Source organism: Xanthomonas sp. NCPPB 1754 (assembly GCF_041475725.2).
Lineage (GTDB): Bacteria > Pseudomonadota > Gammaproteobacteria > Xanthomonadales > Xanthomonadaceae > Xanthomonas > Xanthomonas euvesicatoria.
This window is the reverse complement of record NZ_CM192982.1, coordinates 4,199,369-4,214,010: the sequence shown is the minus strand read 5'-3', so window position 1 is coordinate 4,214,010 and position 14,642 is coordinate 4,199,369. Positions and strand designations below refer to the sequence as shown.

Annotated in this window: 15 protein-coding genes; 9 read left to right on the top strand and 6 right to left on the bottom strand. The window is 66.0% G+C overall.

From position 1 onward, the window contains the following. Nucleotides 1–64: 64 nt before the first annotated feature. The 4 genes from ACCQ15_RS18075 to ACCQ15_RS18060 form a co-directional block, all read right to left on the bottom strand. Nucleotides 65–892 (bottom strand): alpha/beta hydrolase, encoded by an 828-nt coding sequence (locus ACCQ15_RS18075; RefSeq protein WP_372380875.1) that lies wholly within the window; start codon nt 890–892, stop codon nt 65–67. After that, nucleotides 879–2,615 carry an ATP-binding response regulator gene (locus ACCQ15_RS18070; RefSeq protein ID WP_372380874.1) on the bottom strand — a complete coding sequence of 579 codons (1,737 nt, stop codon included), beginning with the start codon at nt 2,613–2,615 and terminating at the stop codon, nt 879–881. Before ACCQ15_RS18070 ends, ACCQ15_RS18075 begins: the two co-directional genes overlap by 14 nt. Further along, nucleotides 2,608–3,069: a hypothetical protein gene (locus ACCQ15_RS18065; protein ID WP_122272295.1), complete on the bottom strand. Its 462-nt coding sequence runs from the start codon at nt 3,067–3,069 to the stop codon at nt 2,608–2,610. The genes ACCQ15_RS18070 and ACCQ15_RS18065 overlap by 8 nt, the downstream gene beginning before the upstream one ends. Nucleotides 3,070–3,214: 145 nt before the next feature. Then, complete coding sequence (locus ACCQ15_RS18060; RefSeq protein WP_008578012.1) at nt 3,215–3,700, bottom strand: YajQ family cyclic di-GMP-binding protein; 486 nt, start codon at nt 3,698–3,700, stop codon at nt 3,215–3,217. Between the two features lie 107 nt (nt 3,701–3,807). Here ACCQ15_RS18060 and ACCQ15_RS18055 point away from each other — a divergent pair, with 107 nt between their 5' ends. The 4 genes from ACCQ15_RS18055 (at nt 3,808) to ACCQ15_RS18040 (ending at nt 7,590) form a co-directional block, all read left to right on the top strand. After that, complete coding sequence (locus ACCQ15_RS18055; RefSeq protein ID WP_014091132.1) at nt 3,808–4,704, top strand: DMT family transporter; 897 nt, start codon at nt 3,808–3,810, stop codon at nt 4,702–4,704. Nucleotides 4,705–4,943: 239 nt separating this feature from the next. Further along, nucleotides 4,944–5,951: a methionine ABC transporter ATP-binding protein gene (locus ACCQ15_RS18050; protein ID WP_008578010.1), complete on the top strand. Its 1,008-nt coding sequence runs from the start codon at nt 4,944–4,946 to the stop codon at nt 5,949–5,951. Continuing rightward, a complete protein-coding gene (locus tag ACCQ15_RS18045) occupies nt 5,948–6,643 on the top strand; it encodes a methionine ABC transporter permease (RefSeq protein ID WP_003489185.1) in 696 nt (231 codons plus the stop codon). The genes ACCQ15_RS18050 and ACCQ15_RS18045 overlap by 4 nt, the downstream gene beginning before the upstream one ends. 146 nt (nt 6,644–6,789) lie before the next feature. Continuing rightward, nucleotides 6,790–7,590, top strand: coding sequence for a MetQ/NlpA family ABC transporter substrate-binding protein (locus tag ACCQ15_RS18040; RefSeq protein ID WP_372380873.1), 801 nt, complete (start codon nt 6,790–6,792; stop codon nt 7,588–7,590). Nucleotides 7,591–7,624: 34 nt separating this feature from the next. Here ACCQ15_RS18040 and xopAK read toward each other — a convergent pair whose 3' ends face one another. Continuing rightward, entirely contained in the window at nt 7,625–8,413 is a 789-nt protein-coding gene (gene xopAK, locus ACCQ15_RS18035) for a XopAK family type III secretion system effector (RefSeq protein ID WP_272912148.1), read from the bottom strand. A 466-nt stretch (nt 8,414–8,879) separates the two neighbouring features. Here xopAK and ACCQ15_RS18030 point away from each other — a divergent pair, with 466 nt between their 5' ends. After that, nucleotides 8,880–9,437: a CcdC protein domain-containing protein gene (locus ACCQ15_RS18030; RefSeq protein WP_031424979.1), complete on the top strand. Its 558-nt coding sequence runs from the start codon at nt 8,880–8,882 to the stop codon at nt 9,435–9,437. Between the two features lie 276 nt (nt 9,438–9,713). Here the strand turns inward: ACCQ15_RS18030 and ACCQ15_RS18025 are convergent, their stop codons facing one another. Next, on the bottom strand, nt 9,714–10,400 hold the full coding sequence (locus ACCQ15_RS18025) for an OmpW/AlkL family protein (protein WP_372353566.1): 687 nt from the start codon (nt 10,398–10,400) through the stop codon (nt 9,714–9,716). Between the two features lie 140 nt (nt 10,401–10,540). Here ACCQ15_RS18025 and ACCQ15_RS18020 point away from each other — a divergent pair, with 140 nt between their 5' ends. The 4 genes from ACCQ15_RS18020 (at nt 10,541) to ACCQ15_RS18005 (ending at nt 14,635) form a co-directional block, all read left to right on the top strand. Then, nucleotides 10,541–11,101: a DNA-deoxyinosine glycosylase gene (locus ACCQ15_RS18020; RefSeq protein WP_011348664.1), complete on the top strand. Its 561-nt coding sequence runs from the start codon at nt 10,541–10,543 to the stop codon at nt 11,099–11,101. Between the two features lie 223 nt (nt 11,102–11,324). Then, nucleotides 11,325–12,089 carry a DUF2884 family protein gene (locus tag ACCQ15_RS18015; protein WP_372380872.1) on the top strand — a complete coding sequence of 255 codons (765 nt, stop codon included), beginning with the start codon at nt 11,325–11,327 and terminating at the stop codon, nt 12,087–12,089. A gap of 129 nt (nt 12,090–12,218) precedes the next feature. Continuing rightward, complete coding sequence (locus tag ACCQ15_RS18010; RefSeq protein WP_372380871.1) at nt 12,219–13,991, top strand: dihydrolipoyllysine-residue acetyltransferase; 1,773 nt, start codon at nt 12,219–12,221, stop codon at nt 13,989–13,991. Beyond that, a complete protein-coding gene (locus tag ACCQ15_RS18005) occupies nt 13,988–14,635 on the top strand; it encodes a hypothetical protein (RefSeq protein ID WP_008572889.1) in 648 nt (215 codons plus the stop codon). The genes ACCQ15_RS18010 and ACCQ15_RS18005 overlap by 4 nt, the downstream gene beginning before the upstream one ends. The last annotated feature ends 7 nt before the right edge of the window (nt 14,636–14,642 follow it).

Genomic DNA, 14,642 nt, shown 5'->3' with positions numbered 1-14,642 from the left:
ACCATCGCGACGCTGCCAGCGAGGCGGCAGGTTTCTTCCACCGCGCGCGCAGACCAGCTTGCGCTCACGCATTTAGGCCGTGCGGCGCAGCACGGAGCTGCGCCTGCAAGAACGCGATGGACGCCTGCGCGACGGCGCCGGCCAGCGCGGTCTTGTGCGGCGACCCGATCGCATGCGCGCCGGTGTCGAAGGCCAGCGCCTGCCTGTGTGCCGGCGCAGTGCCCAGCGCTGCGAACATCTGCAGCATCGCCGGCACCGAGGCAACGCCGTCTTCGCGGCCGTCGGCAGCGCGGTAATAGCCTAGAAACACCGGGCAGCGCACCTGTGGCCACGGCGGGTCGGCGGCGATGAGCGCAAACAGGTCACGCAAGGCGCGAAATCCGTCCGGATGGATCGTTTCCGACCAGAACGCACGCGCGGCAGGCGTGCGCGTGCGCGGGTCGATCAACGGCGCCTGCGCGGCGCAGATCTGCTCGAGCAATGCCGGGTCGGCTGGCCGGATGCCGGGTGACCAGGCAACCACGCCGGCCACCGCGTCCGGGTACCGCGCGGCCAGCCACAAACCCAGTGTCGCGCCCATCGACGAGCCGACAATCGCAACCCGCTCGCCCATGCGTTGCGCCTGGGCCAGTGCCTCCAGCGCCGAGGCCTGCAACACCGCCGGTGTAAGCCCCTGCATTGCATCGGCGGCGGTGAGCCCGTGCCCGGGCCAGCGATGCACGTAACCGTTGGCGCCCAGCGCATCGGCCATCTGTTCGGGTAGCGCGCCTGCTTCGCCCGGGCTGGCGCTGAAGCCGTGCAGGTACAGCACCACCAGCGGCGTGCCGGCGTGTGCGGCATGCTGCCAGTAGGCGCGTGCGGCGTTGCCCGGCTTGAGCTCAGGGGCGTGCATGGCTGGCATGCCGGGCGAGCAGTGCCAGCAACTCGTGCGCATTGATCGGCTTGGGCAGATAGCCGGCCACGCCCGCCGCGCTGGCGTCGCGCATCGAATCGGTCCGCGTGTCGGCGGTCAGCACGATGATCGGCGGCAGCGCCGACATCGCATCGCGCGCCTCCCGCAGCGCATCCCAGCCGGACGTGCCCGGCATGTGCAGATCCAGGAACACCAGGTCCGGCGCTGCCTCGCGGATGCGCTGCACCGCGTCGGTGCCATCGACCTGGAAGCTCACCCGATGCCCGGCGCGGGTCATCAGATTGCCGATCACCAGACGATTGGTATCCATGTCTTCGAAGACCAGGCAATGCAGGGAAGGCACGTTTTCTGCGTGCTGGGCCAGCGCATCGCGCAGCGCGAGCGTATGGCTGCCGGCCGCGGCGCCGGGCAGTTCGAAAATCCAGCGGAAGATGCTGCCACCGGCGGGGTTGTCGCTCACGGTCAGGCTGCCGCCCATCGCATCGGAAACGGACAGCGCGATGTAAAGCCCCAGGCCTACGCCGCCTTCGACGCGGCTGAAGCCGGTACTGAGCTGAGTGAACGGAGTGAAGATGTAGGCCTTCTGATCGTCCGGTACGCCGATACCGGTGTCGGTGACGGTCACCGCGATGCTCCAGCGCTCCTGCACCTGGGTCGCGTCGATCAGTAGATCCACCGTGCCGCCGGCCGGGGTGAACTTGATCGCATTGATCACCAGGTTGCTGATCACCTGTTCGATGCGGCCTTCGTCGCCCATCACGTGCGGTGCCTGCGGGCTATCGACACGCACATCGAGCGTGACGCCCTTGCTGGACGCCGCGGTGGCGCAGACCGCTTTCACCGTGGTGACCACGTCCAGCAGGTTCAACGGCTTGCGATGCAGCTGCAGGCGTCCGCCATCGATGCTGGCCACATCCAGCACCTCGTTGACACGATGGCGCAGCGCGGTCGCATTGACGGTCACCGATTGCAGCAGCTCGCGTTGCTGTGCCGGCATTTGCTCGGTTTCGATCAATTGGGCGCAGTTGATCACCGCATTCAGCGGCGTGCGCAATTCGTGACTCATGGTGCTGATGAAACGGCTTTGCGCATCGCGCGAGGCCAGTGCCTGCAGTGCCACTTCCTGCATCGCAAGCACGATCCGCGCCACGAGCAACGGCAGCACGATGATCAGCGCCACGGCATAGACGAAATACGCCGGACGCGACAGCCAATAGCCTGACGGTGCGGTCAACAGCAGCAGCACGAAGGTGCTGAGCAACACCGGAAATATCGCGCGTTGCCCGTAACGCGCCACCGCCGCGATGGTGATGAACGGCAAAAATGCATTCAACGACATCAACAGGATGAAGGCCAGGTAGGTCTGGATGCCGATGAACAGCAGGTTCATCGCAAAGCCCATCGCATCGAGCCATTCGCTGGGCGCAATGACACGGCGGCGTACCAGCAGCATCCACACCACCGACAGCACCCACAGGCCGACCGCGGTGGGAAAGACATGGTGCGCGTCGGCCACCAGCACCGGTTGCGGCCCGTACAGCCAGCCCAGGCACCACGCGGTGACGATGCTCTGCACGATCACGCGGCCGACGCAGGCGCGATATTCCAGGAACGACTCGAACAGCCGCACCAGTCTGTCGTTGCGCAACTGCCTGGCGGCCAGGATCAGGCCGGGCGCTGCGCGGTTGGGAGTGCTACGCATGAGGGTCCGCATCGTCGGAGGGAAGGGTACGCCGGTACTGCTTGACCAGCAGGCCAGCCGCGTTCGCCACCGCAGTGAAACGCTGCGCAAGCGTTTCGCCCAGCGCGCCATGGCTTGCGGCATCGCGCAACTGGTCGCAGGCCTTCAGCAGTTGCTGCGAGCCGGTCAGCGAGATGGTGTTTTTCAACGAATGGATCTGCTGCAGCGCCTGCGCCTGCGGCGTGCCGGCATCGCCGAGCGTGCAGGTGGCGATGGCATGTTCGATCTCCACCAGGAAGGCATCGGCAAACGCCGCTGCCGCCACCGGATCCAGGCCGGCCATGGTGTGCAGCGTCGAGCCGGTCTCGATGCGTGGTTGCGCATGGGCGGCGGCGTGCCGGGCATGTTCGCCCGCTGCGTTGGCCGGCCCGTGCATGCGCAGGCGTTGCAACAGGCTGGCGAACAGGTCGCGCATGCTCGCAGGCTAGGCCAGTGCGGCGAGGTGACGGGCGCCACCGCGCCGCGTGCCGCGCGCAGGCCGCAGGCGCCACTCCGGCTCACCCGGCCGCACGGCGCGCACGCGCAGCGCCGTCCCGATCGTTGCGGTCACCCCGCCGCACTCAATCGCGGAAGTTGTCGAACTGCAGCGGCAGTTCGAAGTCGGCCTTTTTGAGCAGCGCGATCGCATCCTGCAGATCGTCGCGCTTCTTCCCGGTGACGCGCAGCTTGTCGCCATTGATCTGCGCTTCGACCTTGAGCTTGGCTTCCTTCAACTTGGCCACCAGCTGCTTGGCCTGCTTCTGCTCGATGCCTTGCTTGACGGTCACTTTCTGCCGCGCGCCGGCCAGGTTGGTTTCCACCTCGCCAAACTCCAGGCAGCGGATGTCGATGCCGCGCGCCAGCAACCGCGCGCGCAGGATGTCGGTCATCTGCTTGATCTGGAAATCGCTGGGCGCGGACTGGTTGATCACCTTGCCGTCTTCCAGCTCGAACTTGGCCTGGACTCCCTTGAAGTCGAAACGTGTGTCCAGCTCGCGGTTGGCCTGATCCACCGCATTGGTCAGTTCGTGCTTGTCTACTTCGGACACAACGTCGAAGGAAGGCATGCAAAGCTCCTGCAATTGAAAAACAGCCGCCATTCTAGGCCATCGTGCCGGCCCGGCCGTCATGTGGGCCTTGGCGGGCGTGCCAGTGCCGCGGCGATAATGCGTGCATGCCCACCACCCGCTCCCCGCTTCCCGCCATCGCCTGGATGGTGGCCGCCGTGGCCTGTTTCTCGCTGATGGACGCGGGAATGAAGCTGCTGTCGGCGCATTACCCGCCGCTGCAGGTCACCTTGTTGCGCGGCGCCGCCTCGTTGCCGTTCGTGCTGGTGTGGGTGTTCGCCACTGCCGGGCCGCGCGCGATCGTGCCGGTGCGCTGGGGCCTGCACCTGCTGCGCGGGGTGCTGGGCATGGTGATGATCGGCTGCTTCGTCTTCGGCATCAAACGCATGCCGTTGTCCACCGCCTACACGCTGTATTTCGTGGCGCCGCTGCTGGTGGCCGCGCTGTCGGTGCCGCTGCTGGGCGAGCACGTCGGCCCGCGCCGCTGGACCGCGATCGGCATTGGCCTGGTCGGGGTGATCGTAGTGCTGCGCCCGGGCGTGGACGGGCTGATCTCGCTGCCCGGGCTGATGGTGCTGCTGGCCGCCATCGCCTATGCCGTCGCGGCGATCACCGTGAGCCTGCTGACCCGCACCGACACCCCGCAGGCCATGGTGGTGTGGTTTTTGCTGTTCATGGCCATCGGCGCCGGGTTGCTGGCCATCCCCGGCTGGGTGCCCCTTCAGGCCGGGCATGCCGGGCTGATTGCCGGCATGGGCCTGGCCGGTGCGCTGGGCCAGGTTGCGCTGACCCAGGCCTTCATGCGCGGCGAGGCCTCGATGATCGCCCCGCTGGAATACACCGGTCTGGTCTGGGTGATCGGCTGGGATTGGCTGCTGTGGCAGACCCTGCCCGACAGCTGGACCTGGACCGGCGCCGGCATCATCGTCGCCAGCGGGCTGTATTTGTTGCGCCGGGAGCGGATACGCCAGGCGGACAGGCCGTTGCCGCTTGAGAGGCCGTGAGGACGGGATTTGGGATTCGGGATTCGGGATTCGGGATTCGCAACAGCCGAAGCGCCGTGGCCTTTGCGAATCCCTGGCGGCCGTGATTCGGGATTCGCGATTCGGGATTGGCAACAGCGGGGCCGCCGTGGCCTTTGCCAATCCCCAATCCCCAATCCCCAATCCCCAATCCCCAATCCCCAATCCCCAATCCCCAATCCCGATGGTAGGCTTCACGACCCCCCAATCGGCCACGCGCGGTGATCCAGTTTCAGCGCCTGCACAAGTCCTATTCCGTCGACGGTCGCCAGATCGTGGCGCTGCATCCGCTCGATCTGCGGATCGGCCCGGGTGAGGTGTTCGGCATCATCGGCCATTCCGGCGCCGGCAAATCCACGCTGATCCGGCTGATCAACCGGCTGGAAGAGCCCAGCGGCGGTCGTCTGCTGATCGGCGACGAGGACGTGACCGCGCTGGACGGCCAGGGCCTGCGCGCCTTGCGCCGCCGCATCGGCATGATTTTCCAGCACTTCAACCTGCTGTCCTCGCGCACCGTGGCCGGCAATGTCGCCTTCCCGCTGGAACTGGCCGGCACGCCGCGTGCCGAGATCGATGCGCGCGTGGCCGAGCTGCTGGCCCGGGTCGGGCTGCAGGAGCACGCCAACAAGTATCCGGCGCAACTATCGGGCGGGCAGAAGCAGCGCGTGGGCATTGCGCGCGCGCTGGCCACGCGCCCGCAGATCCTGCTGTGCGACGAGGCCACCAGCGCGCTGGACCCGCAGACCACCGCCTCGGTGCTGCAGCTGCTGGCGCAGATCAATCGCGAGCTCGGCCTGACCATCGTGCTGATCACCCACGAGATGGATGTGATCCGCCGTGTCTGCGACCGCGTCGCGGTGCTGGACGCCGGCAAGCTGGTGGAAACCGGCCCGGTGACCGAGGTGTTCCTGCATCCCAAACACGCCACCACCCGGCGCTTCGTCTCCGAAGCCGAACATGTGGACGAAGCCGAGCTGCATCGCGATTTCGCCGCAGTCGGCGGACGCATCGTGCGGCTGACCTTCCTGGGCAACGGTACCTACGAACCGGTCTTGGGCCGCATCGCCCGCGAAACCGGGGTGGACTACAACATCCTGTCCGGGCGGGTGGATCGCATCAAGGACACGCCCTACGGCCAGCTCATCGTCGCCCTGACCGGCGGCGACCAGAACGCTGCACGCGCCGGTTTCGTCGCCGCCGGCGTGCAGGTGGAGGATCTGCGCGTATGACCCCGATCGTTGCTGCAGCCGGTGGTTTCTTCCGTAATCTCGATGCCGCCAAGTGGGGCGACATCGGCCAGGCCACCCTCGATACCTTGCTGATGCTGGCCGGTGCGTTGCCGCTGACATTGCTGATCGGCCTGCCGCTGGGCGTTGCGCTGTTCCTGTGCGGCGCGCCGCAGTTGCGCCGGCGCCCGGTGCTTTACGGCGCGCTCGCGGCGCTGATCAACCTGCTGCGCTCGGTGCCCTTCATCATTTTGATGATCGCGATGATCCCGCTCACGCTGATGCTGATGGGCACTTCGCTGGGCGTGCGCGGCGCGATCCTGCCGCTGGTGGTCGGCGCCGCGCCGTTTTACGCACGCCTGGTGGAAACCGCGCTGCGCGAAGTCGACCGCGGGATCATCGAAGCCAGCCAGGCAATGGGCGCCACTACCCGGCAACTGGTGCTGCGGGTGCTGTTGCCCGAAGCGCGCCCCGGCCTGATCGCCGGCGCCACAGTGACCACCATCGCGCTGATCGGCTTCACCGCGATGGGCGGTGCGATCGGTTCCGGCGGCCTGGGCGATGTGGCCTATCGCGAGGGCTACCTGCGCTCGCACTCGGACGTGGCACTGATCACCGTCATCGCCTTGCTGGTACTGGTGCAGGTGCTGCAGATGCTGGGCGACCGCCTGGTGGCTCATTACAGCCGGCGCTGAGCCGGTGCGCGGCTGTTGGGGCGCACGTGACCCAACAGCTGCATCGCCGCCCCGTTCGCACCGCGCGGTGCATCGCTGCCACACGCCGCGTCTGGTAGGTTGAGCGCCTGCGGCAGGTCCGCATTCCTCCTCCCACGGATCCCTACATGAGCACATTCGCGTTTCGTTCCCTCCTGGCGGCAGCCACGCTGGCATTGGCGTCCTGTGGTGGCGGTGGCGGCAGCGGCGGCGACACCCTGACCGTGGCCGCCACGGCCGTGCCGCATGCCGAAATCCTGGAAGTGGTCGAACCGCTGCTGGCCAAGCAGGGCGTCAAGCTCGATGTACGGGTGTTCAATGACTACGTGCAGCCCAACGACCAGGTCGTGCAGAAGCAGATCGACGTCAACTACTTCCAGACCGAGCCCTATCTGGATGCGTACAACCGCGACCGCAAGAGCCAGCTGGTCACCGTCGTCGGCGTGCATATCGAGCCCTTCGGTGCCTATTCGCGCCGCTTCAAGGCGCTGGCCGAGCTACCCACCGGCGCCGATGTGGTGATCCCTAACGACCCGAGCAACAACAGCCGCGCGCTGATCCTGCTCGACAAGGCCGGGGTGATCAAACTCAAGGACCCGAGCAACGCCCTGTCCAGCCAGCGCGACATCGTCGAAAACCCCAAGCAACTCAAATTTCGCGAACTCGATTCGGCCATGCTGCCGCGCTTCCTGGACCAGGTCGATCTGGCGCTGATCAACACCAATTACGCGCTCGACGCCGGGCTTAATCCCACCCGCGATGCGCTGGCAATCGAAAGCAAGGACTCGCCGTACGTCAACTTCCTGGTGGCGCGCGCCGACAATAAGGACGATGCGCGCGTGCAGAAACTGGCCAAAGCGCTGACCAGCCCGGAAGTGAAAGCCTTTATCGAGCAGAAGTACAAGGGCGCGGTGCTGCCGGCGTTTTGAGTGCGGTCAGCGGCGCTTTTACACCCAGGCGTCTTCACCACGACTTGTAGTAATAGATGCCATCGGCCGTCATGACCAGGTTGATGGCATTCTCCTCGCCGTTGCGATCGCTCATGCTGGGGTGCAGCTTGGCGCCTACGATATTGAAGTCGTGCCCGAGCGCCAGCAGGTCTCTCTCGATTTCGAAGCTGCCCAGCTCGTCTTGGTTGGAGATCATGCCGCCTACCAGGAATATGTCGGGCTTACGCACGCCTTCTTCGCGCATATCGTCGCGGATTTCGGAAAGTGCATCTTGTGCATCCTGTATCCCCGAATAATGCAGCAGGCCAAGGATGTCGTGGCCGCGAGGATTCTTTCCTTTTGCACAAATGCAAACGCATGAAGACAAACCGTGCGTGCCGATCGAATCAAATCCATCTTGCGCAAGATTGATGACGACACATGCGTCCATATCCACATCCATTGTCCGGCTGGCTTGGATATCGCGTGCAGACCGGACGGCGCGGATGTGGGACGTGCAAAAGAGTGCGGCGTATTGTCGTTCCAGATCGTGAAATGGCTGGATCTGCTCTCGGGTAAAGCCGTCCGGGATGGCAAATGCGTCGCTGCCGCAGGGGCGCGCACGGCTGCCGGCCCGTGCGCCATCGCCATCGCCCGCGGTGTCGGCAACACGCTTTCTGGGTCGTTGGCGCGGCAACCCCTGGCAGTCGGGGTGGGGCGCAGGCCATTGCGCAATCCCGTCGGCTGGATCGGCCGACGGCGGCGGCTCCGCGGTGTAAGCGGTGCTGGTGGATGTGTCGGGTCTGATGGAAGCCGGCTTCATGGAGTCAGGACCACCCGCGATACACGTCTGGATCCTCGCATCGCCCCTGCATGAGGGCACGCCCGCTGCCGAACCGATGGGACTGGAAAACGAAGTGTTCTGCTTGGACGAAAACGGATGCGCGAGGCCTGCTTCTTCGAACATCGCGTCTTGATCGCCTGGAAGCGCGCCGGTACCGGGATCAACAGCCCAACGATCCAGTTGCAGCTCGCCAGGCGGGTGTCCCGTTCTTGCCAAAGGGCGCCCAGATCGCAGCTCTGCGGCAACATTGCCGACGATGTCTCCGTGGTCGCTGCCGATCTTCGGCAGGACGCGCTCGATCCTTCCCAATGCGTATCACGTTGGCGCGTTCGCCCCGAGCCGAGCGCGTTCGCCGTGCTGCAGATGGGCGCAATTGGCACCGAACACGCGCTGCTGCACGTATACGTAGTAGCGTCATCGGCCATCTTTCTACGGCAGTCTCCCGATGCCTTTGCTGCTTGCCATTCCGCTGGCTGTGATCATTGCCCTGGCAGTGTTCGTGGTGGTGTTCCCGTTGTCGCTGCTGCAGCGCTTCCGCATGGGTACTGCACGTCGTCAGGCGCGTGGATGGCTGCTGATGATCAACCTGGTGTCGGCGGGCATCTCCAGCGTGCTGTTTGTGATCTTCAGCTTGATCGCGGCGGCGTTCTGGCCCGGCGCGATCAGCCACGCCGCATTCGGCTGGGCCTGCGGGTTGGCGCTGGGTGCGTTGGCGTTGCGCCTGACCCGTTTCGAACGCACCACGCAAGGCCTGTTTTACCGGCCCAACCTATGGCTGGTGCTGGGCTTGACCGCGTTGGTCGTGGTCCGGGTGATCGCCGGGATGGTGCAGGGCTGGCGTAGCGCCTGGCAGGGGGTGGCCTGGCCAACCGACGGATGGCTCAGTCATGCCAGCCTGCTCGGCGCTGCCGGCGTCTTGCTCGGTTATGCGCTCGCCTATGCCACCTTGCTGTGGTGGCGCTGGCGCAGCGCACGTTTGCGCGGCAGCGTTTATTGGCGGTGAGGGCGTTTGAAAGCGCGCGCCAGGCGATTGTGTTCGACGCATGCACGGGGGTGTCGACGCATGCAGGTGCACGGAGTTGCAGACGCATTGGAAGCGATGAAGCAGAGTCGGAGGCAAATAGTCACGCCACTATTCGCATTCGTACCGGAGAGCTGACACGGCACCTCAGGCCTCGGTCGTAACGGCCCGCACCCCACATCTCACGCCACACACAAAAAAAACGGGCCTTTCGGCCCGTTTTTTCTTCAACCAACGCCCTGGTGGGCAGCGGTCTGCTTAGAAGCGCGCACCGATGCCGAAGCCAACGGTCCACGGATCCAGTTCCAGCTCGCTGCCGGTACCCTGGCCACCCACGCGCAGTTCCGGACGCGAACGCATGTAGCGGGCGTCGGCACGTGCGAACCAGGTGGAATTGATGTTCATGTCCACACCAACAGTGCCGATGACGCCCTTGGCGGTGCTCAGGCCCACGTGGTCGCCGGTGGTCGACGCCGCGTCGATCTTCTCGTTGCTGAAGTTCGACTCGTAGTAGCCCACGCCCACGAACGGACGGAACACGTTGTCCGCTTCGCCGAAGTGATACTGACCGCTGATGGCGATCGGCTGCTGCTCGACGGTACCGACCTTGCCCACGCCATCGGCGTTGACGCGGTGGTTGAACTTGTCGGCGGCGCCCCACAGTTCAACGGCCCAGTTGTCGTTGATGTAGTAGCTGGCGCTCAGCGTCGGTGCCGGGCCGCCATCGACGTCCAGGCCCGGCGCCGGGTTGTTCTTGGGGTTCAGCAGCGCCACGCCACCGACCACGGCCCAATGCTTGCCAGAAGCGGTATCGCTGCTGGTGGACATCGTGCTGGAAGAAGTCGAGGAGGTGTCGCCGGTATAGGTGGTGTCCTGCGCGAACGCGGACGGTGCAATCGCAAGTGCAGATACAGCAGCCAGGCTCAGGATGGAAATGGAACGCATGAGGGTCTCCTCGTCTTGTTGTTGGGCCCGTGGAGTGGGCCGCGCCAAAACTATTCCTAAAAATCTGAATCCACGCCCACCTGCGGCCCGCTAAAATTTCGTTTGTTCAGGAATTCCCCCAAGAAGGCCGTCGTTACGTCATGCAGTCTGAAAAAGACATTCACGCAGATGCGATTGCCGTGACGAAAAAACACCTCAGCCAAGGCTTGCCAGCGCACGTTCGCAGCGATTGCAGGGTGTTGCTGCTTGGTTCGATGCCCGGTGTCGCGTCACTGGAAGCCGCGCGTTACTACGCGCATCCACGCAATCGTTTCTGGCCGCTGATGCATGCCCTATTGGGCATTGATGCGGCCGCAAGCTATGCATTGCGCTTGCAAGCATTGCTCGACCATCGCGTGGGCCTGTGGGACGTCATCGGCCAATGCGAGCGGCGCGGCAGTCTGGATACGTCGATTGTGGCGGCGAGCATCGTGGTCAATCCGCTGCCCGCGTTGCTGGCCACGCTGCCGCAGCTGCGCATGGTGGCCTGCAATGGCGCTGCGGCAGCACAGGCCTGGCGCCGGCATGTACAGCCGCGGCTATCGGCGCAGCTTTGCGCGCTGCCAGTCGTCGCGTTGCCATCCACCAGCCCGGCCAATGCGGCCTGGTCGCTGCCGCGGCTGGCCGCGGCCTGGCAGCCGCTGTGCGATGCGCTGCGCTAGCCGGGGTGAGACGCCGCGAGGTCGATATGGAATGCCAGCGTCGCAGTGACCGCGCCGCCGTCGCGGTGCCCCCGCATTGATCGTTGACGCACGCTGCCCGCCTGCGTCGACACCTGCGCTGCGCGCGTGGCCGCCATTGGCCAGAAGTCATGCCAGCCTCCGGCACAGGTCTGCGTGCCAGAGGCGCAGGCATGCTGCAGCCTGTCCGCAACGGAGTGGCGAGATGGCGATCAAACACGCAATCACGATGGCAGCAGCTGCGCTGTTCGGGCTGTTGAGCGGCGCAGGGGTGGCCGCTGCCAAGGACCAGGACCTGCACTGCGAGGTCAGCAGCGATTACGACCTCACGCTCAACGCCCGCAGCCTGATCCTGATCCGCGAATCCGGCACGCCGCAGCGGCTGGTGATGCGCCAGGGCGCCCTGTTCGTCGACGACCGCTGGGTGGCATTGAGCGAAGACGATCGCGCCCGCCTGGTCCAGTTCGAGCGCCAGACCCGCGAGGTGGTGCCGCTGGCGCAGGCAGTCGGGCGCGAAGGGGCCGATATCGCAGTCACTGCATTGGGCGAGGTGGCCGCCGGCTTCAGTCGCAGCCCCGACGCCACGCGCGCGCAGTTGGCAAACGTGCGCGAGAAGATCGATGTGCGCTTGAAGCAGAGCTTCAGCAAGAGCCAGCTGACCCCGATCGATATCGACGACGACATCGGCGCGCTGGTGGCCGAGCTGCTGCCGCAGCTGATCGGCGATGTGGTGGCCGGCGCGGTGCAGTCCGCGATCACCGGGAATGACGTGCAGCTGCGTTCGCTCGATGGCATGGAGGCGCGCATCGAGCGCCTGGTCGAGCCGCAGGCGCGTGCATTGCGGCCACGCGCGCACCAGTTGTGCCAGCGCCTGGAAGCGCTCGATGCGCTGGACAATGCGCTAGCGTATCGTTTGCCGTCGGGCGAGCCACTGCAACTGTTGCGGGTCGATCGGCGCGCGGCGAAATGATCGGCGTACGCACGCATGCGGACGCTGCATCTCGCCGGGCGCGCGATTTTTTGCACGGCAATGGTTGGCGCTGCGGCCCGCAGCCGGCCACAATAGGGGTTTCCCCATTCTGTTGCCGGAGTTCCCCGTATGGCCGAAATCAAGGAAGCACTTGTCCCCGATATCGGTGACTACAGCGACGTCCCGGTAATCGAGGTGCTGGTGTCCGTCGGCGATACGGTCAGCAAGGACCAGAGCCTGGTCACGCTGGAATCTGACAAGGCCACCATGGAAGTGCCTTCGTCGGTGGCGGGCGTGGTCAAGGAACTCAAGGTCAAGGTCGGCGATTCGCTCTCGCAGGGCGCGCTGGTGGCGTTGATCGAAGTGGCCGATGCCGGCGCCGAGACCGCCAAGCCCGCCGCCGCCGCGCCCGCCGCACCGGCCAAGGCGGCGCCCGCCGCCGCCCCGGCACCGGCCGCCAAGGGCGAATCTGCTGCGCCTGCGGCCTCCTCGGAAGGCGGCCTGATCGAAGCGCGCGTGCCCGATATCGGCGACTACACCGACATCCCGGTGATCGAGGTGCTGGTGGCCGTGGGCGATACCGTCGCCAAGGACCAGAGCCTGGTCACGCTGGAATCGGACAAGGCCACGATGGAAGTCCCGTCCTCGGCCGCCGGCGTGGTCAAGGAACTCAAGGTCAAGGTCGGCGACACGCTCTCGCAGGGCAATGTGGTGGCGATCATCGCGGCCAGCGATGGCGGCACCGGTGCGGCGCAGTCGCCGGCCAAGCCCACCACCGACACCGCCGAAACCGCGGGCAAGGTCGAGCCGGTTGCCGTCCCGGCCGAGCCGGACAAGCTGGCCCAGCGCGAAATCGCGCAGGTGCAGGGCGCGCGTTCCGGCGCCGGCACGCAGGCAGCGCAAGGCGGCCAGCCGTCCGCGGGCAACCCGAGCAGCCCGCCGGTGACCTTCGATGCCGACAGCGTGCTGCCGTCCAAGGTGCCGTACGCCAGCCCGGTGGTGCGCGTGTTCGCACGCGAACTGGGTGTGGACCTGAACCAGCTCAAGGGCAGCGAAAAGGGCGGCCGCATCACCCGTGAAGACGTGCAGCGGTATGTGAAGGCTGCACTCAGCGGTGGCGCACCGGCCGCAGCCGGCGCTGCGCCTGCCGGTGGCGGCAACGGCCTGAACCTGCTGGCCTGGCCGAAGGTGGACTTCAGCAAGTTCGGCGAGACCGAAACCCAGCCGCTGTCGCGCATCAAGAAGATTTCCGGTGCCAACCTGGCACGCAACTGGGCAATGATTCCGCACGTCACCCAGTTCGAGTCGGCCGACATCACCGACCTGGAAGCCCTGCGCGTGGCCCTCAACAAGGAAAACGAGAAGGCCGGCATCAAGCTGACCATGCTCGCCTTCCTGATCAAGGCCAGCGCCGCGGCGCTGAAGAAGTTCCCCGAGTTCAACGCCTCGCTGGATGCGGCCGGCGAAAACCTCACCCTGAAGAAGTACTTCCACATCGGGTTTGCGGCCGATACGCCCAACGGCCTGGTGGTGCCGGTGATTCGCGATGTCGACAAGAAGGGCGTGCTGCAGATCGCGCAGGAAAGCGGCGAGCTGGCCAAGAAGGCGCGCGACGGCAAGCTGGGCCCGGCCGACATGAGCGGCGGCTGCTTCTCGATCAGCTCGCTCGGCGGTATCGGCGGCACCGCGTTCACCCCGATCATCAATGCGCCGGAAGTGGCGATCCTGGGCGTATCCAAGTCGGCGATGCAGCCGGTGTGGAACGGTAAGGAGTTCGCGCCGAAGCTGATGCTGCCGTTGTCGCTGAGCTATGACCACCGCGTCATCGACGGCGCCCTGGCAGCCCGTTTCACCACCTACCTCAGCCAGGTGCTGGCCGACATGCGTCGCGTCCTGCTGTGAGGGCCGCGCTGCTGACCATCGCCGCGCTCGGCGTGCTGCCGTGGGCAAACGCGGCCGCACGCGAATGCGAGAGCACGCTCGGCCGCGGCTGGCCGCCGGCCGTGGGCAACTACGGCACTGCCGTGACCACGCTGCTGGATGGCGGCACCAAGCCGGCCTTGTCGTTGCTGACGCTGCCCACACGTGGGGTAGAGAGCGCGGTGTCGCTGGTGCCGGGCAAGGAAGGCGCCGACTGGACCCTGCGGCATAGCCGCGCCGACGAGCGCGTCTACAGCTGGGTCAGCCAGACCGACCGCGGCAGCGTGCAGTTCCGCACCGAGCAGACCCCGGAAACGGTCGAGGTCCCGATCCCGGCGCCGTTGGCCAAGCGCCTGGTCAGCAACTGGACCAACACGCTGACCCAGCTCGCACCGAACGGACGCACCGCGCCGGTGAGCGAGGGCGAAGTGCTCTCGTTCCAGGTCGATGGCGTGCGCTACAGCGGCGCGCGCCCCAGCTGCGGTGCCGGCGAGTTGCTGCTGAAACAGGCCGCGCTGCTGATCGAAGCCAGCGAAGGCAAGGAAAAGAAGCGCGACAAGCGCTGGACCCAAATCGAATCGTCGCTGGATGAACTCCAGCAGACGCTTGCCGGCACGGCCGGTTGAGCTACAG